This is a genomic window from Maribacter huludaoensis, from assembly GCF_029350945.1.
Taxonomy (GTDB): Bacteria; Bacteroidota; Bacteroidia; order Flavobacteriales; family Flavobacteriaceae; genus Maribacter; species Maribacter huludaoensis.
In genome coordinates this window covers 530,638-548,503 of sequence record NZ_JARKMS010000001.1, presented here as the reverse complement: position 1 = coordinate 548,503, position 17,866 = coordinate 530,638, and the positions used below count along the sequence as shown (strand labels likewise).

The window sequence follows — 17,866 nt, the reverse complement described above, 5'->3', positions numbered from 1 at the left end:
CATTAATTCATAAAAATAATATGACTTCAACCGTAATTTAATATTTACTTAAGATTTTTTAGGAAATAGGTGTTTTTTCTAATTAACTTAGACTTCCTAATTTTTTTTAAACGTATGAAAAAAGTATTCTGTATAGGGGAATTGCTGATTGATTTTGTGGCCGAAAACCAGGGCAAAGATTTATCCAAGGCAAAAGAATTTTCTAAAAAAGCAGGTGGTGCACCGGCCAATGTAGCCTGCGCAATTAGCAAACTTGGCGGCGACAGCTTTTTTATCGGAGCTGTTGGCGACGATCCTTTTGGTACTTTTCTACTAAGTATACTTGAAAATGAAAGAGTAGACATTTCTTTAGCTCAAAAATGCGATACGTTTACAACTTTAGCATTTGTCTCTATTGATGACGATGGGGAACGTGATTTTGTTTTTAGCCGTGGTGCGGATAAGGAACTAACCTATGACTCATCCTTAAAATCTAATTTTGAAAATAACATTTTGCACTTTGGCGCTGCAACGGCTCTTTTAGGCGGTTCTTTAGAGGAGACCTACAACAGGTATTTGTTTGATGGGCTGACCAAAAATGCATTCATTAGTTTTGATCCAAATTATAGAGTAGATCTCTGGAAGAACAAAGAAGATGTTTTTATTCGTAAATGTCATTCTTTCATTGAGAAATCTCATTTATGTAAATTTAGCCTAGAAGAAGCACAACTGCTTTCAGGAAAAAGTGAACTTGAAGATGCCTGTAAATTTTTTCATGAAATGGGCACACAAATTATAGTGGTTACCTTAGGTAGCGAGGGTACACTGCTAAGTACAAAAGATATCTACAAAACTATACCTAGCATAAAAGTTACGCCTAAAGATACCACCGGTGCCGGCGATGCGTTTATAGGTTGTTTTTTACAACAACTTGCAGAACATTCTAAAATAGAAGATGTTCTGGTCAACGAAAATCTTATCTCTAACATGGTTTCAAGAGCTAATAAAGCCGGTGCCATTACAACAGAAAATTTTGGAGCTATACAATCATTACCTACAGCGCAACAATTAGACTCTTAAATGAACCAGGCTGAATTACACCGGTTGTTGACAGTAAAAAGTCAAGAAAGAAAAGGCAACATACTTTTATCATCTTATGAACAAAGATTGGCCGTCAATCTTTCACTCATTAAAATACAGTTTTTTTCATTATATCAAGAGAAAGAGCACAAAGCCTTTTTCTACACCCTATTAGATAAATTGGAAACGCTATATAATGACCGTCCAAAAGACCTACAAAAACAAGATATTGCACGCTTAAATTCCGGTAATTGGTACCAAAGCGAACAAATGACCGGTATGCAACTGTATGTAGATAGGTTCAATAAAAACATAAAGGGACTACAAGAGAAGATACCTTATTTAGAGGATCTAGGTATTAACTTTTTACATTTAATGCCTATAACCACAAGACCAAAAGGCGAAAATGATGGCGGCTATGCAGTGAACAGTTATCATGATATTGACCCTGAATACGGTACAAAAGAGGATTTTTTGGCCTTTAGCAAAAAGGCACGTGAAAAAAATATGTTCTTAATGTTAGATTTTGTTGTCAACCATACCTCAGATGAGTTTATATGGGCCAAGAAAGCAAAAGAAGGCAGACAGCACTATCAAAATTACTATTACACCTATTCTGATCGGCATATACCAGATGAGTTTGAAAAAACGCTTCCTGAAATATTTCCGCAATCGGCACCAGGTAACTTTACCTATAATAATGATATGGAAAAATGGGTGATGACCTGTTTTAACACCTATCAGTGGGATTTAAATTATAGGAACCCGGAAGTTTTCATTGAAATGCTTGGCAATTTAATGTCGTTGGCCAATTTGGGCGTAGATGTTATCCGTTTTGATGCTCTAGCCTTTTTATGGAAAAAAATAGGTACATCTTCTCAAAATCTACCCGAAGCGCACACATTGATTTCACTTTTTAGAATGTGCCTACAGGTTATAGCACCCGGGGTTATTCTTTTGGCCGAAGCTATTGTGGCACCAAGAAATATCATCAAATATTTTGGAGAAGGCGCGGCAGAAGGTAATGAATGTGAGGTTGCATATAATGCTTCCTTAATGGCCCTATTATGGAATTCCATTGCTACTAAGAAAGCATCGTTGATGGTTAAAAGTGTTACCGAAATTCCCACAAAACCTAGTGATGCCACTTGGATCAATTATATTCGTTGCCATGATGATATCGGTCTTGGTTATGAAGATGATATTGTACGGGCTACGGGCTACGACCCTTACGCACACAAGCAGTTTATCTTAAACTATTATTGTGGCAAACTTGAGTGGTCTCCCGCCAAGGGCCTAATGTTCATGTACAACCCTAAAAACGGCGATGGCAGAATTACGGGTAGTGCCGCTTCTTTACTCGGGTTAGAAACAGCCTTAGAACAAAATAACAAGAATATCATTGATTACGCTATTTCTAAAATTTTAATGCTGCATGGCATTATTCTTACTTACGGAGGAATTCCGATGATATATGCCGGCGACGAAATTGCAACCTTAAACGACTATTCTTACCAGCAAAATGAAGATCAAGTAAACGATAACCGTTGGGTAAACAGACCAATGCAAAATTGGAAGACCGTAACTTCACTGAACAAACAAAAAGACAAGCCATCTAGCATTATATATAACGGACTAAAAAAAATGATCCGCTTACGAAAGGATCACAGTGTATTTGCCGATACAAATAATATAAAGGTTTTTAGCTGCCCCAACGAGCATATATTTGTTTATCAAAGAATAGATGCCAATAAAAGTGTTTGGGTATTGTCCAATTTTAACGAAGTCACAGAAACTTTAAATATAGGTTGGTTACTTTCTATAGGTATTCATACAGATAAAAATTCTGTTGATCTCCTTACAGGAGAACCAATTCACCTAATACAAAACGAGCTTCCGCTAAAGCCTTACGAGCAACTTTGGATCAAGAATATTTAACCTTCCTAATTACGCGAAGCGCTTCTTTCAAAGAAGCATTTATATCCGGATAATTAGGCTTCAATACTTGCCTCGCTTTTTCCATTCGTTCTTTTGCTTCTTCAAAACCATTTAGAAAACATATTAAATAAGAATCTGCCAAATATTTTAATTGCTTTACCTCTAGTATGCTCAATTCAGTTGTCTTTTTTGCCTTTGCCACTAAAGCATTATTGCCTTCATATATTCTTTCTAGCTCTTCTTTATCATGCACGGGAGGTTTAAAAAGTAGATCGCTGGTAATCTGATAGGTGCCGTTTTCACTAAAATATATTACCACTTTTTCTAAAGGATAATATCGCTGCTTTGCTGCCAGACCAAGCTGTACATATTCAATGGTAGTAAATGAATCATTGTCATAGGTTATAGTTACCTCATCTAGATTGGAATAGAACAATTTTACCTGCTCATTGATCAATTCAATATCTACCCTATAAAAATAGGTTTCTCCATTGACCACTTTTTTATTACCTGCCCAACATACTACAAACTGTTCTTTAAATACTTTATAATCGCTCTCTAAATCTTTATGCCTGTGGTTTATAAAGTCGATAACACCGTCCAAAGTCAGCTGAATATTGTTTTTAGCATGTTGTTCAATAGTAGCAACAGCTTCTGAATTGGTATCTTTTAATTCAATATCGAACACTTTTGGCAAACTAATACTGCCTTCCCTAAAGAACACGGAACCGCCATAATATTTCCAAATGTTCTTTCTCAAAGAGCAAATTTTTCCAATAGATTTTATGGTGACCAAACCTACTACCTTACCTTCCGGTAAATGCGGAAAGGGTATGTTCTCGTAAGATATTAGCGGTGGGTTTTCTAGATAGGCATTTACCAAATTCTGAATCTTACTGTCATCAAAAAAGTCTACGCCTACTATTTTATTGTCCTCATCTTCAACGCCAATTACTATGAAAGAATTATTAGCGGGATTGCTATTTGCCAATGCACAAACATGCTTCAAAAATTTACCTTTACCTTCTTTTTCGCCTATAGAAATAAATCGCTTTTTGTCGTAAAAACTATTCTCGTCATTATGCGCAAGCAAGTTTTTTACCAAAAGGCGTTTATTGATCATTATTTTAAATTTTAGCTTTCAAAGACGGTATTCTAAATTCTTTTCATAGCATTAATTTTTATCTACAATAGTTGAAGATGCCTGCGCCGTTGGCATTACTACCAAATCGGCAATATTAACATGATACGGTCTTGTGACTACAAAATGAATAATATCAGCAATATCTTCTGGTTTTAAAGGTTGAAAACCCGTATAAACCTTATCTGCCCTATCTTCATCTCCCTTAAAACGTACATTACTGAACTCAGTTTCCACCAATCCCGGATTTACGGCACCAACCCGTACACCCGTACCATTAAGGTCTATTCTCATTCCTTGGTTAATGGCATCCACAGCATGTTTGCTTGCACAATACACATTTCCTTTTGGATATACCTCTTTGCCAGCCGTAGATCCTATGTTGATAATATGGCCCGATCCACGTGCCACCATTTGCGGAATTATCGCTTTTGAAACATATAACAAGCCTTTAACGTTAATGTCCAACATGGCGTCCCAATCATCAATGTTTCCCTCCTGTATGACATCCATTCCATGGGCATTTCCGGCGTTATTTATTAGAATATCTATCTGTGAAAACTCTTTTGGCAGGGAATTCACCGCTTCTTGAACAGACTCCCTATTACGAATATCAAAATTCAAGGTATGTATCAGAACCTCTTTACCAAGTTCTTTTTTTAGGGCATCTAGCCGATTTTGGCGTCTTCCGCACAAAATCAAATTTATTCCGTTAAGGGCAAAATGAATAGCCGTTGACTTTCCTATACCGCTAGTAGCTCCTGTAATAAACGCTGTTTTTGTCATTTTATATTTTAATTATGCCACTTCATGACCTTCGTTAGCCTCTAATAAAATAAACCAATCTTGTATATCCATATCAATGGAAACGGCATCCATTGCCATTTTTAATCGTTTTGGAGTTGCCGTACCCACTACAGGATGAATTTTAGATGGGTGTTTTAAAATCCAAGCCAACAACAGTTGATCTTCTGTGGCATTGTATTTTTCGGTTAAATCTGCCAAAACCTTTTTGATCCGTGTATTTGCCTGAGATTCTTCCCTAAAATAACTGCCTAGCGGACTCCAGCTCATGGCCAATCGGTCAAATGCAACGCAGTCATCCAAAGTACCGTTGCCCATTACTTCATTTGCAGAAAGTGAAAACTCTACTTGGTTTGCCTCTACCTGTATCTCCTTTTCTATTAACTGAATTTGTGCTGGCGTAAAGTTTGACACTCCAAATTGTCTGATCTTACCATCCTGCTTCAATTTATCTACAGCTTCTGCAATTTCCGATGGATTCATCAAAGGACTTGGTCTGTGCAGCAGCAACAAGTCTAAATGATCCGTTTGTAGCTTTTTTAACGAGCGTTCAACAGATGATATAATATATGCTGTACTATAGTCATAATGCTTTATCCTGTTCAATCGTTCTTTTACATGAAACTGAATACCGCATTTGCTGATCAATTGAATATCCTCCCTTTTAATTGAACTCTCTTTCAAGGCCTTGCCAAAATCCTCTTCAGTAGTATAGTCGCCATAAATATCGGCATGGTCGAAAGTAGTAATTCTATGATCTATGCAATGATTCATAAGTGATATCATATCTTTGGTAGAATGCTTTTTGCCCCATTTGCCCCAGGTCATAGTACCTGCAATTATTCTAGAATATTTCAATATATTGTATTTTGATTAATGAAATTAAAAAGAAATCCCTTAAAACGTTCATAAAAATAAGGGGTTTTCCAATTTTTTAACCTATCATTAACAGCGACTGAGTGAATAAATTTTCAATTTGCGTAACTGTTAAAATTAGAAACCTTAACAATCAATAATATATAGTTTTAAATGGAAGAAAATACTTCAATTGATATTAGTGCCGTTAATGAAAAAATAGCAAAAGAAAGCGCTTTTATCGATTTACTGATGCTTGAAATGAATAAAGTGATCGTTGGCCAAAAATATATGGTAGAACGGTTATTGATCGGACTTTTAGGCCAAGGGCATATATTGCTTGAGGGTGTACCCGGCTTGGCAAAGACCTTAGCGATAAACACTCTTTCAAAAGCTGTTAAAGGTAGTTTTAGTAGAATTCAGTTTACTCCAGATTTACTTCCGGCAGATGTGGTAGGTACATTGATCTACAATATGAAACTGAACGATTTCTCCATTAAGAAAGGTCCTATTTTTGCAAACTTTGTTCTTGCAGATGAAATTAACCGTGCTCCTGCCAAAGTTCAATCTGCATTATTGGAGGCCATGCAAGAAAAGCAAGTCACCATTGGTGATGAAACTTTTATTCTTGACAAACCCTTTTTGGTGATGGCTACCCAAAACCCGGTAGAACAAGAAGGAACTTACCCGTTACCCGAAGCACAGGTGGATCGTTTTATGCTGAAGACCGTTATTGATTATCCTAAAATTAACGAAGAACAGTTGATCATGCGCCAAAATTTAAAAGGCAGCTATGAAACTGTAAACGCCGTGGTATCCATAGACCAAATACTTAGCGCACAAAAAGCGGTTCGTGAAGTGTACATGGACGAAAAAATTGAAAAATATATTCTTGATATTGTATTTGCCACAAGATATCCAGAGAAATATAACTTAGAAAGCTTAAAGCCGTTAATCAGTTTTGGTGCATCTCCAAGAGGTAGCATCAACCTAGGTACCGCAGCAAAATGTTATGCTTTTATAAAAAGAAGGGGTTACGTTGTACCTGAAGATGTACGTGCCGTGGTATTAGATGTTCTTAGACACAGAATAGGCATTACTTACGAGGCAGAAGCAGAAAACATTACTTCTGTTGATATCATCAATAAAATTGTAAACGAGATAGAAGTACCTTAATACAGTTGCCATATTCGGAAATCCAATTATTGTATGGAAGAATATAAGATTACTGCTAACGGAGACTGTAAACTGTTTACTAAAAAATGGACACCAAAGAGCTACTCAAAAAAGTACGGAAAATTGAAATAAAGACAAGGCGTCTTTCTGACCACATATTTGGCGGGGAATATCACTCTACCTTTAAAGGTCGTGGTATGACTTTTAGTGAAGTGCGCCAGTATCAATTTGGTGATGATGTAAGAAATATTGATTGGAATGTTACCGCACGTTACAACGAGCCTTACATAAAAGTATTTGAAGAGGAACGAGAACTTACCATGATGTTGATGGTGGACATTAGTGGATCTGAACTATTTGGCACTACCAACCAATTTAAGAACGAGATCGTTACAGAAATATCCGCAACGTTGGCTTTTAGCGCATTGCAAAACAATGACAAAGTCGGTGTTATTCTGTTCTCTGACCAAATTGAACTTTTTATTCCGCCTAAAAAAGGAAAGACCCACGTTCTCCGTATCATTAGGGAGTTATTGGAGTTTAAACCAAAAAGCAATAGAACGGATATTGCCCAGGCCATGAAATTCTTAAGCAGTGTCATGAAGAAAAAAGCCATTGTTTTTGTTCTTTCTGATTTTATAGACGACAATTACGAAAAAACGTTAAAAATTACTGGCAGCAAACATGATGTAACAGGTATTAGAGTTTATGACGAACGTGAAGAGTCTATACCTAACTTGGGCATGGTGCAAGTAGAAGATGTTGAAACCGGAAAATTACAATTGGTAAATACAAATTCTAAAAAAGTTCGTAACTCCTATGCGGAATATCACAGAGAGCGTGTTACCTATTTCAAGGAGTCTTTTACAAAATCTGGATGCGGTGTGCTAGACTGCAGGGTAGATGAAAGCTATGTAAAAAAATTATTGGGCTATTTTAAAAGAAGAGGTTGATACGAATGAGTTATACTAATAGAGAAAATAAAATAGGTGTATCGTACATTTTATGTATTATACCGGTATTCATACTTCTATTATGGGGCTCTAACATGAGCGCTCAAGAAAGTCCGCGAATATCCACCGAGATAGATACAACTTTTATAAAAATAGGTGAACAGGTTCAATGGAAGGTTACCGTAGATATAGACTCTACGGATTTTGTTATTTTTCCTGAAGGGCAAACCTTTTCTCCTCTAGAAACGGTGGAGGCCTTTGCAACGGATACCACTAGAAATAAAGATCGGCTTACACTTCAAAAAATATATGCTTTAACCCAATTTGATTCTGGCGCCTATAAACTGCCTTCTCAGCGTATTGACATTAACGGCACTGGTTTTATGACCGATTCTTCTTTGATCAATGTAGCTACGGTTCCTGTAGATACCTTGAATCAGAAAATGTATGACATTAAACCGTTGATCAATGTTGAAAAAAGTAATTATACTTTTTGGAAATACATGCTTATAGGTCTGTTGATCTTATTAATTCTTGGCTTTTTACTTTATTGGTTCGTCTTCCGTAAAAAACCACTTAGCGAAGAAGAAAAGGTTGCACTCTTACCACCATATGACAGGGCTTTACTAGAATTGAAGCGATTAGAAAATTCTAGATACCTAATACAGGACGAATACAAAGAATACTATTCTGAACTAACTACTATAGTACGTTCTTACCTTGAAGAAGATGCCAATGTAACCGCTCTGGAAAGTACCACCGGTCAATTGATCGAAAAATTAGAACTACTAAAAGATGCCGGCGAACTGAATTTGGATAACGATACCATAAAACAATTTCAACAAATATTACAAACGGCAGATTTAGTGAAATTTGCCAAGAACAAACCTTCTACCGCTGTTGCCGAACAAGATAGAAAGCTGGTTGAACAGATTGTTGAAAAAACTCATGAAGCCCTCCCGGAACCAACGGAGGAAGAGCTATTAGAGCAAGCCGAATACCAAGAAGAACTTGAACGTAAGGCAAAAAAGAAAAAAATTAAAATAGCGGTTATTTCTACCGTTGCGTTAGTACTTATTGGAATAACGATTGCAGGTATTAAATTCGGATTCGGTTATTTAAAGGATACCGTTTTGGGCCATCCAACAAAAGAGCTTTTAGAAGAAGAATGGGTACGGAGTAGTTATGGTTTTCCGCCAATACAATTAGAGACCCCACAAGTACTGGTACGCCAAAAGATAAAATTACCGGCAGAAGCAAAAGCTGCCATAGCTGATATTCAAGCTTTTGAATATAGAAGTCCAATTGCACTTTTTAACATTGGTACTACCAGCATCACTTTGGCACAACAAGATGTTGAACCAGAATTTGATAAGACCATTGAACGAATACTATCAAATTTTGAAAGTCAGGGAGCAAAGAACATCATTACCAAACAAGAGGAATTCAATACAATTAGCGGGGTAGAAGGTGTTAAAATTTTTGGTAGTGGTAAATTTCCTATGCCTGGATCGGAAGAACTAATTGATGGCGAATATGCAGTGTTACTTTTTGGCGGAAAAGGCTTTCAACAATATGTAATATTAACCTGGCTAGAAGAAGATACATACGCACAAGAAATAGTAGACCGCATCTTATCATCGGTAGAAGTAAAAACAGAAGCATAAATGTTAGAGAATATATCATTTGCAAACCCTGATTTCTTTTGGCTGTTCTTATTACTGCCATTGGCAATTGTGTGGTATATCTTTAAGCAAAAAGAGCAAAACGCATCATTACGTATATCTAGCACAAAAGGTTTTAGCTACAATAGTATTTTAACCAAGTTCAAACCTGCGTTGTTCATATTACGTTTATTGGCCCTGAGTGCTATTATAGTAGCTCTTGCAAGACCACAGACAGAAGATATCTCTACACGTTCAAAGACTACAAAAGGTATAGATATTGTCATGGCAATAGATGTGTCTTCCAGTATGTTGGCAAGAGACCTAAAACCAAATAGGTTGGCCGCACTTAAAGATGTTGCCGCAGATTTTATAAAAAATAGGCCTAACGACCGTATAGGTATTGTTGCATATGCCGGTGAAGGATATACCAAAACACCTATTACCACAGATAAAGCCATTGTACTGAACGCACTCTCAGAAATTTCATACGGTCAATTAGATGACGGTACGGCAATTGGTATGGGGCTGGCAACTTCCGTGAACCGTTTAAAGGATAGCAAGGCAAAAAGTAAAATTATCATACTGCTGACCGACGGGGTCAACAATTCCGGTTTTATAGAACCACAAACAGCATCTGACCTAGCCCTTGAATTTGGTATTAAAACATACACCATTGGTTTAGGTACAAATGGAAATGCACTTTCACCAGTTTCATATAATGCCGATGGCTCTTTCAGATTTGGAATGCGTCAGGTAGAAATAGATGAAGAACTACTTAAAGATATAGCCAGTACCACCGGAGGAAGATATTTTAGAGCAACCGATAACGAGTCTCTAGAAGAAATCTATGACGAAATCAATAAACTGGAAAAAACCGAGGTAGAAGAATTCAAATACTACCGCTACGAGGAAAAATTTAGAATTTGGGTATTATTAGCAGGAGGTTTGCTTTTGTTAGAATGGATTTTAAGAAATACGCTTTTTAGAAGCTTTGTTTAATATGATACAGTACGACGAAAAAATATACTTTTATTTACTCTTTATCATTCCGGTGATAATAGTGCTGTTCTTTTTACTATTGGTCTGGAAAAAGAGAACGCAAAAGAAATTTGCGGATCCTGAACTTTTAAAAAGATTGACACCAAACCGCTCTTACAATAAGGGCGGACTAAAATTAATAGTCTTTATACTTGCCTTGGCATTGCTGGTCATTGGTTTGGTAAACCCAAAAATTGGCACAAAATTAGAAACCGTAAAAAGAGAAGGTGTAGATATTGTTTTTGCGGTAGATGTCAGTAAAAGTATGTTGGCGGAAGACATTGCACCTAACAGAATAGAAAAAGCCAAGAGATTGGTTTCTGAAATAATCAATCAACTGGCAAGTGATAGAATTGGTATTATAGCCTATGCCGGACAAGCATACCCACAATTACCCATAACCACAGATTACGGTGCGGCAAAAATGTTCTTACAGGGTATGAATACGGACATGCTTACATCTCAAGGTACTGCTATTGACCAAGCCATTGAACTGGCATCTACCTATTATGACGATGTGGAACAGACCAACCGTGTACTGTTCATTATCTCTGATGGTGAAGATCATTCAGAGGGCTCAACACTAGATGCCGTGGAAGAAGCCGTTGAAGAAGGCATTATCATATACACTATTGGCGTAGGTAAAGAAAAAGGGGCGCCTATACCAATAAAAAGAAATGGTATTTTAGAAAGCCTTAAGAAAGATAGCCAAGGTGAAACCGTAATCACCAGATTAAACGAAACTGTATTAGCGGAAATTGCAAGTGAAGGTAATGGACAATATATTGATGGCTCCAATACAGATGCCGCAGTAGAGTATATTAAAGAAGAATTATTAAAAATGGATAAAAAGGAATTTGAAGCCAAACAATTCGCAGAATATAAAGATCAATTTCAGTGGTTTGTAGGCGCGGCATTGTTGCTTCTCTTTTTAGATATTTTTATCTTGGACCGCAAGACAAGCTGGTTAAAAAAACTTAATCTGTTCAATGAGAAAAGAAATGAATAACATAAACACAGTATTACTATTGCTTTTTGTTTGTTTTTCCTCTTTTGCTCAAGAGAATGACGAAAAGGAAAAAGAAAAAGCTTTAAGATTATCTACCAATTTAACCTGGGATGCCAACAAGGCATTGTCAGAAGATGATTTTATTGCCGCAGAGGTGAATTATAGAAAAGCAATATCAAAAAGTACAGATAATAGCGCAGCTCCTTATAACTTAGGTAATGCCTACTATGAAAATGAAACGTATAATGAGGCGTTTGGCAGGTTTAAAGAAGCTGGTGAAGCTTCTACAACTAAAACTGACAAACATAAAGCTTACCATAATATGGGTAATGTTTTCATGAAACGTAAAGATTATGCAAAGGCGGTAGAAGCTTATAAAGAAGCTTTACGCAATGATCCTACTGACGAAGAAACCCGTTATAACCTGGCGCTGGCCAAAGAACTTCTGAAAAAAGATCAAGACGAGAACAAACAAGACCAAGACGAAAAGGATAAAGACAAAGACAACAAGGACGAAAACAAAGACCAAGATCAAAAAGACGAAGGCGAGAACGAGGATAAAAAAGATCAAGGTGAAGATGGCGACAAGGGAGATGAAGGCGATAAAGACAAAGAGAACAAAGATGATAATAATGAAGGGGAAGGCGACAATGAATCTGATCAAAAGAAAAAGCCGGAACAGGGTGATGGTGAAAACCAGCAGAATCAACAACAACCTAAACCTAATCAACTCTCTAAACAACAAGTCGAAAATTTATTGAGAGCCATGCAAAATGCAGAGAAAAAGGTTCAAGATAAAATCGATGCCAAAAAAGTAAAAGGAGCAAAAATTAAAACCGAAAAAGATTGGTAGATTTTAAATCCATAGCAAAACTTGGGTTAGTATTGACCGTATTTCTGTCTTCAATATGCATGATGGGCCAAAATAACGGTGAGGTAACTTTTGAAATGAAACTGAGTAAACCAAAGCTTGGTCTAAATGAAAGATTACGAGTAGATTTTACCATGAACCGCGATGGCGATAATTTTAGTCCGCCAGATTTTGCAGGTTTTAAAGTAATCATGGGACCTTCTCAATCTATAAGTTCTTCTTGGATCAATGGAGTAAGAAGCTATTCTAAATCATATTCATATACACTAGCACCTACTGCCAGAGGTAAATTTACTATTAAACAAGCTTCTATAGTAATTGATGGCGAAACCTATAAGTCATTGGCACAAAATGTTGAAGTTACAGCGGCAGTAGACAAACCCAGCGATCAAATGACCGCCGATGATATAGCAGATGAAAATTTACATTTGGTAGCCGAGATTTCAAAAACAAATCCGTATTTAAACGAAGCTATAACAGTAATTTACAAATTATATGTTAGTCCTAATATTAGCGTATCAAATTATCAACCTTTAGATAATCCAACCTATAATAATTTCTGGAGCCAAGATATAAAGGTAAACGGGCTTAGCGCGCAAAATGGAACTTATAAAGGCAAGCCTTATCGGTATGCTATTTTAAAACGTGTAGTTCTTTATCCGCAGAAATCCGGAAAACTGGACATAGAACCACTTTCACTAGATGTAACCGTAGATGTACCAACGGGTAGAAGGGACTTTTTTGGACAAAAAATGTATGCCCAAACCAACAAAACGGTATCTGCCGGCAAAAGAACAATTAATGTAAAACCTTTGCCTATTGAAAACCAACCTGCAGATTTTAATGGAGCCGTTGGGGATTTTGATTTTTCAGTGACTACTAGCAAGACCAGTTTAAATGCATCGGAATCTTTACAGGCAACCGTGGAGGTCAGTGGTAAAGGAAACCTAAAATTATTTAAACTTCCTGTATTAGAACTGCCAAGTGCTTTAGAAGTCTATGAACCGGAATTTACGGAGGGTGTTAGAACAACCTTGGCAGGAATGCAAGGCAAGGTCAGCAACCAATATACCATTGTACCTTCTTTTAGAGGAAAATATCCAATTGCCCCGTTAAGCTTTAGCTATTTTAACCCATCTACAGGAAAATATTCTACGTTAACATCCAATGAAATTGTTATTAATGTTTTGGAAGGTCCTTTAAGTGCATCGTCCAATGCCGTAGGAAATGCAAATAGCAATAAACAATCTGTAGTAAGTAACGGCAATGAGTTTAATTTTATTAAATTAAACCCCAATTTAACCGGCAAATCCGTTTCATATTTCTTTGGATCAACCTCATTTTATTTATGGCTCTTGTGCCCTTTACTACTCATTCCCCTAGCTATAGTTTTGAGAAAGAAAAGAGATGCCATTGCAGGAGATGTGGTAGGCAACAAAATTCGAAAAGCAAACAAACTGGCTCGAAAATATTTATCTGCTGCAAGAAAACAATTAGGTAACAAAGAGTCTTTTTATGTTGCTCTTGAACGTGCATTGCACAATTATTTAAAAGCAAAATTAAAGATTGAAACCTCTGAGTTCAGTAAAGATAAAATTACAGAGTTACTAAGGGCAAAACAGGTAGACGACACCAGTACGGACAGTTTCATTGCATTATTAAAGAACTGTGAAGCGGCAAGATATAGTCCTTTTTCAAATGTACAGATGCAAGCCGACTATGACAAAGCTAGTGAGGTAATTTCTATAATGGATAAACAATTATAAACATGTTCAAAAAGCTCATTACTTTTATCGGCCTTTTTGCAGTGCTAGTTTGTACCGCCCAGAACGAACAATTGTTTGAAAAGGCTACAGTGTCCTATAATGCCGGTGACTACGAAGATGCCACTAATTATTATTTGGATATTCTTGAAAACGGCAAACATTCATCTGCCGTGTACTTCAATCTTGGAAATTCTTACTACAAACAAAATAAAATTGCGGAAAGCATTTATTATTTTGAAAAAGCCCTGTTACTATCGCCTAATGATGAGGAGATAAAAACAAATCTTAGCTATGCTCAAAATATGACCATTGATGCCATAGATATAATGCCAGAGACCGGTCTATCTAAATTGTACAAAAACGTTACCGGCAAATTAACTTTTGACGAGTGGGCATACACGGCCGTAGGGTTCATGATCGTATTTGTAGTGCTATACATTTTATTTTATTATGCTGTTTATTCTTCAAGAAAGAGATTAACTTTTATAGGAAGTATGTTCGCTTTGTTGTTATGTCTTTTATCGGTAGTGTTCGCATATGTGCAGCGCAATGATTTTGACAAACATAGACCAGCTATTATTTTTGCTGAGGAAAGTGCTGTAAAATCTGAACCGAACAATAAAAGTGAAGAAGTTTTTCTTATTCATGCAGGGACCAAGGTAAATGTACTGGATGAATTGAATAATTGGAAAAAAATTAAACTAACTGACGGTAAAACCGGATGGGTCAAAAACAATGATCTAAAATTGTTAAAGGATTTTTAGCCAATAGTGCATAATTGTTAACTATTTGCACACTATCTTTATAAATCATACATTTATATATGAAGCTGGTAGCACGCATAACTTTACTCCTATTATGGCTTTTTGCAGTTACTGCGCCAAGCATAATTACCTTATGCGATATTGAGAACCCTATAGTCCTCACAAATCTGAACGAAGAAGAACAAGAATCCGGTAAGAAATCTATAGGTGAAGAAAAGTTTGTCAAAGAAAATTCCTTAGTATTTTCAATTGTATCTATCTCAGAAAATTCTATCATCAGTAACACTCATAAATTAGGTTATTTGGACCTATATTTAGAAATAGTATCTCCCCCGCCCGATGAAATCATATAATTATCCGCATTTACTAAATAACTAATCTAAATGTCCTAACCGGTTTAGGACCAAATTATATTATAAACATGTTTAAACATATTAAGAGCGATATTCCTTCGAGTATTGTTGTATTTTTCGTCGCATTACCATTGTGTCTAGGTATTGCCCTTGCAAGTGGAGCACCATTATTCTCAGGTCTAATAGCAGGTATCATAGGTGGTATTGTTGTAGGTGCCATGAGCGGATCTAAAATTGGAGTTAGTGGACCGGCTGCCGGTCTGGCGGCTATTGTATTGACCGCAATAGGTACACTTGGCGGTTATGAAAATTTTTTGGTAGCCGTTGTATTAGGTGGTATTATCCAAATAGTATTTGGTATTTTAAAGGCAGGTGTTATTGGCTATTACTTTCCTTCTTCCGTAATTAAAGGAATGCTTACCGGTATTGGTATTATCATTATTCTTAAACAAATACCGCACTTTTTTGGCTATGATTCCGATCCTGAGGGCGACTGGGCATTTTTTCAAGTAGATGGGGAAAACACCTTTTCAGAAATTTTAAATACCATAAACAATATTAGTCCCGGGGCAACCATAATAGCAATTATAGGTTTGGCTATTCTTTTGTTATGGGACAAAGTACTTTCTAAAAAAGGTAAAATCTTTCAGTTGGTACAGGGTCCATTGGTTGCAGTTGTTACCGGTATTTTGTTTTATGTATTTACCAAGGATAGCGAAGTATTTGGTATATCGGCCGACCATCTAGTGAAAGTACCAGTACCAGAAGATGTTTCTTCTTTTCTTGGTCAGTTCAGTTTTCCAAATTTTAGTGCAATAACTAATCCGCAGGTTTGGATTACCGGTTTTACCATAGCATTGGTAGCAAGTCTAGAAACTTTACTTTGTGTTGAAGCTACGGACAAGCTAGACCCTCATAAAAATGTTACTCCTACCAACAGAGAATTATTGGCGCAAGGTACCGGTAATATAATTTCCGGTATGATAGGCGGTCTACCGATCACTCAAGTTATCGTTCGTAGTTCTGCCAATATACAGTCTGGTGGAAGAACTAAATTATCGGCAATAATTCATGGTTTTTTATTATTGATATCCGTAATTCTGATACCAACATTGTTGAACATGATTCCTTTATCGGTCCTGGCGGCCATACTATTTATTGTAGGATATAAGTTGGCAAAGCCTGCTTTATTCATAAAAATGTACAAGCTTGGCTGGAAACAATCCATACCATTTTTTGTTACCGTTCTAGGAATTGTTTTTACAGATTTGTTAATAGGTATAAGCCTTGGTCTAGCCGTAGGTATCATTGTAATTCTTTTAAAGAACTACCAAAACTCTCATTTTTTGCATATTGAAGATAAAAGCGATGGTAAACACAGAATCAATATGACCTTGGCAGAAGAAGTTACCTTTATTAATAAAGGTGCCATTTTAAAGGAACTTGATAATTTGCCCAATGACACGCATCTTTCAATAGATATTATGAAGACTAAATATTTAGATTATGACATTATTGAAATTTTAGAGGACTTTAGTTTAAAGGCCAAAGAACGAAATATTGATATTAAGCTAATTTCTAATAGAGGCATCGTTGAAAACCCACCCAGTTATATTGAGTTTTTTCAACAACCTGAGAAGTCAAACCTAAGTTTAAAATAACTAAATGTATTATTATTGATCCTTTTTCAATGGAACAAGCATATCATTGATAAAGAATCATCTTAAAATCTATTACAATATTATGAAAGCACATACTAAAGAAACCCAAGCAACAATGACCCCTTCTAAATCATTGGATTTTTTGAAGGAAGGAAATCAAAGGTTTCAAAATAACCTGAAAGCAAATAGAAATCTTTTAGAGCAGGTAAACGATACTAGCGAAGGTCAGTTTCCCTTTGCTACCATACTAAGCTGTATTGACTCTAGAGTTTCTGCCGAATTGGTCTTTGACCAAGGCCTTGGTGATATTTTCAGTGTAAGAATAGCAGGAAATTTCGTAAACGAAGATATTCTTGGAAGCATGGAATTTGGATGCAAACTAGCGGGAACCAAATTAATCGTAGTATTGGGCCATACTAGCTGTGGAGCTATTAAAGGGGCCTGTGATCATGCAAGATTGGGTAATTTGACAGCTTTGATCAATAAAATTGAACCGGCAGTAGACGCTGTTAAAGAACCTACAGATGAGAGTCAAAGAAACTCTAAAAATTTAGACTTTGTAGATAAAGTTGCGGCTAAAAATGTGGAAATGACTATTGAAAACATTAGAAAAGATAGTCCCGTTTTAGCCGAAATGGAAGAAAACGGTGAAATAATGATTGTTGGGGCAATGTACGATATTGCGTCTGGAGCAGTTGAATTCTATAGTTAAGACCATAAACTTTTAAATAAAAAAACCGGTGCCTACGCATCGGTTTTTTTTTACGATATGCTCTATTTTAAAAATGTTCTCTAAGTTTTAAAAAAAATA

The 17,866-nt window shown here is 36.3% G+C and carries 16 protein-coding genes; 13 read left to right on the top strand and 3 right to left on the bottom strand.

What is annotated here, in order from left to right:
• Positions 1-114: 114 nt before the first annotated feature.
• Both PXC01_RS02370 and PXC01_RS02365 read left to right on the top strand, forming a co-directional pair.
• Positions 115-1,059 (top strand): carbohydrate kinase family protein, encoded by a 945-nt coding sequence (locus PXC01_RS02370; RefSeq protein WP_276470772.1) that lies wholly within the window; start codon positions 115-117, stop codon positions 1,057-1,059.
• The gene (locus tag PXC01_RS02365) at positions 1,060-2,997 is read left to right on the top strand and encodes an alpha-amylase family protein (RefSeq protein WP_276470771.1); all 1,938 of its coding nucleotides are present in this window, start codon (positions 1,060-1,062) and stop codon (positions 2,995-2,997) included.
• Here the strand turns inward: PXC01_RS02365 and PXC01_RS02360 are convergent.
• Genes PXC01_RS02360 through PXC01_RS02350 form a run of 3 tightly spaced genes read right to left on the bottom strand, consistent with a single transcriptional unit; the run spans position 2,984 to position 5,800 of the window.
• Positions 2,984-4,120: an ATP-binding protein gene (locus PXC01_RS02360; protein WP_276470770.1), complete on the bottom strand. Its 1,137-nt coding sequence runs from the start codon at positions 4,118-4,120 to the stop codon at positions 2,984-2,986. The genes PXC01_RS02365 and PXC01_RS02360 overlap by 14 nt on opposite strands.
• Before the next feature lie 51 nt (positions 4,121-4,171).
• Positions 4,172-4,924, bottom strand: a complete 753-nt coding sequence (locus tag PXC01_RS02355; protein WP_276470769.1) for an SDR family NAD(P)-dependent oxidoreductase — start codon at positions 4,922-4,924, stop codon at positions 4,172-4,174.
• Between the two features lie 12 nt (positions 4,925-4,936).
• Positions 4,937-5,800, bottom strand: coding sequence for an aldo/keto reductase (locus tag PXC01_RS02350; protein ID WP_276470768.1), 864 nt, complete (start codon positions 5,798-5,800; stop codon positions 4,937-4,939).
• 171 nt (positions 5,801-5,971) lie between these two features.
• Here PXC01_RS02350 and PXC01_RS02345 point away from each other — a divergent pair, with 171 nt between their 5' ends.
• The 11 genes from PXC01_RS02345 to PXC01_RS02295 all read left to right on the top strand — a co-directional run bounded on the left by PXC01_RS02345 (position 5,972) and on the right by PXC01_RS02295 (position 17,767).
• Positions 5,972-6,973, top strand: a complete 1,002-nt coding sequence (locus PXC01_RS02345) for an AAA family ATPase (protein ID WP_276470767.1) — start codon at positions 5,972-5,974, stop codon at positions 6,971-6,973.
• Positions 6,974-7,059: 86 nt separating this feature from the next.
• Positions 7,060-7,926, top strand: coding sequence for a DUF58 domain-containing protein (locus PXC01_RS02340; protein WP_276470766.1), 867 nt, complete (start codon positions 7,060-7,062; stop codon positions 7,924-7,926).
• Between the two features lie 5 nt (positions 7,927-7,931).
• On the top strand, positions 7,932-9,593 hold the full coding sequence (locus PXC01_RS02335; protein ID WP_276470765.1) for a hypothetical protein: 1,662 nt from the start codon (positions 7,932-7,934) through the stop codon (positions 9,591-9,593).
• Positions 9,594-10,592: a vWA domain-containing protein gene (locus PXC01_RS02330; RefSeq protein WP_276470764.1), complete on the top strand. Its 999-nt coding sequence runs from the start codon at positions 9,594-9,596 to the stop codon at positions 10,590-10,592. It begins immediately after the preceding gene.
• A gap of 1 nt (position 10,593) precedes the next feature.
• Positions 10,594-11,640, top strand: coding sequence for a vWA domain-containing protein (locus tag PXC01_RS02325; protein ID WP_276470763.1), 1,047 nt, complete (start codon positions 10,594-10,596; stop codon positions 11,638-11,640).
• On the top strand, positions 11,633-12,493 hold the full coding sequence (locus PXC01_RS02320; RefSeq protein WP_276470762.1) for a tetratricopeptide repeat protein: 861 nt from the start codon (positions 11,633-11,635) through the stop codon (positions 12,491-12,493). Before PXC01_RS02325 ends, PXC01_RS02320 begins: the two co-directional genes overlap by 8 nt.
• A 59-nt stretch (positions 12,494-12,552) precedes the next feature.
• The gene (locus tag PXC01_RS02315) at positions 12,553-14,277 is read left to right on the top strand and encodes a BatD family protein (protein WP_276471248.1); all 1,725 of its coding nucleotides are present in this window, start codon (positions 12,553-12,555) and stop codon (positions 14,275-14,277) included.
• A 2-nt stretch (positions 14,278-14,279) separates the two neighbouring features.
• Entirely contained in the window at positions 14,280-15,041 is a 762-nt protein-coding gene (locus tag PXC01_RS02310; RefSeq protein WP_276470761.1) for a tetratricopeptide repeat protein, read from the top strand.
• A gap of 59 nt (positions 15,042-15,100) precedes the next feature.
• A complete protein-coding gene (locus PXC01_RS02305; RefSeq protein WP_276470760.1) occupies positions 15,101-15,394 on the top strand; it encodes a hypothetical protein in 294 nt (97 codons plus the stop codon).
• 68 nt (positions 15,395-15,462) lie between these two features.
• Positions 15,463-17,055, top strand: coding sequence for a SulP family inorganic anion transporter (locus PXC01_RS02300; protein ID WP_276470759.1), 1,593 nt, complete (start codon positions 15,463-15,465; stop codon positions 17,053-17,055).
• An 82-nt stretch (positions 17,056-17,137) separates the two neighbouring features.
• Positions 17,138-17,767, top strand: coding sequence for a carbonic anhydrase family protein (locus PXC01_RS02295; protein WP_276470758.1), 630 nt, complete (start codon positions 17,138-17,140; stop codon positions 17,765-17,767).
• Positions 17,768-17,866: the final 99 nt, after the last annotated feature.

Coding starts and splice junctions, on each gene's coding strand:
- PXC01_RS02370 (WP_276470772.1), top strand. CDS start 115: ATGAAAAAAGTATTCTGTATAGGGGAATTGCTGATTGATTTTGTGGCC.
- PXC01_RS02365 (WP_276470771.1), top strand. CDS start 1,060: ATGAACCAGGCTGAATTACACCGGTTGTTGACAGTAAAAAGTCAAGAA.
- PXC01_RS02360 (WP_276470770.1), bottom strand. CDS start 4,120: ATGATCAATAAACGCCTTTTGGTAAAAAACTTGCTTGCGCATAATGAC.
- PXC01_RS02355 (WP_276470769.1), bottom strand. CDS start 4,924: ATGACAAAAACAGCGTTTATTACAGGAGCTACTAGCGGTATAGGAAAG.
- PXC01_RS02345 (WP_276470767.1), top strand. CDS start 5,972: ATGGAAGAAAATACTTCAATTGATATTAGTGCCGTTAATGAAAAAATA.
- PXC01_RS02340 (WP_276470766.1), top strand. CDS start 7,060: ATGGACACCAAAGAGCTACTCAAAAAAGTACGGAAAATTGAAATAAAG.
- PXC01_RS02335 (WP_276470765.1), top strand. CDS start 7,932: ATGAGTTATACTAATAGAGAAAATAAAATAGGTGTATCGTACATTTTA.
- PXC01_RS02330 (WP_276470764.1), top strand. CDS start 9,594: ATGTTAGAGAATATATCATTTGCAAACCCTGATTTCTTTTGGCTGTTC.
- PXC01_RS02325 (WP_276470763.1), top strand. CDS start 10,594: ATGATACAGTACGACGAAAAAATATACTTTTATTTACTCTTTATCATT.
- PXC01_RS02320 (WP_276470762.1), top strand. CDS start 11,633: ATGAATAACATAAACACAGTATTACTATTGCTTTTTGTTTGTTTTTCC.
- PXC01_RS02315 (WP_276471248.1), top strand. CDS start 12,553: ATGATGGGCCAAAATAACGGTGAGGTAACTTTTGAAATGAAACTGAGT.
- PXC01_RS02310 (WP_276470761.1), top strand. CDS start 14,280: ATGTTCAAAAAGCTCATTACTTTTATCGGCCTTTTTGCAGTGCTAGTT.
- PXC01_RS02305 (WP_276470760.1), top strand. CDS start 15,101: ATGAAGCTGGTAGCACGCATAACTTTACTCCTATTATGGCTTTTTGCA.
- PXC01_RS02300 (WP_276470759.1), top strand. CDS start 15,463: ATGTTTAAACATATTAAGAGCGATATTCCTTCGAGTATTGTTGTATTT.
- PXC01_RS02295 (WP_276470758.1), top strand. CDS start 17,138: ATGAAAGCACATACTAAAGAAACCCAAGCAACAATGACCCCTTCTAAA.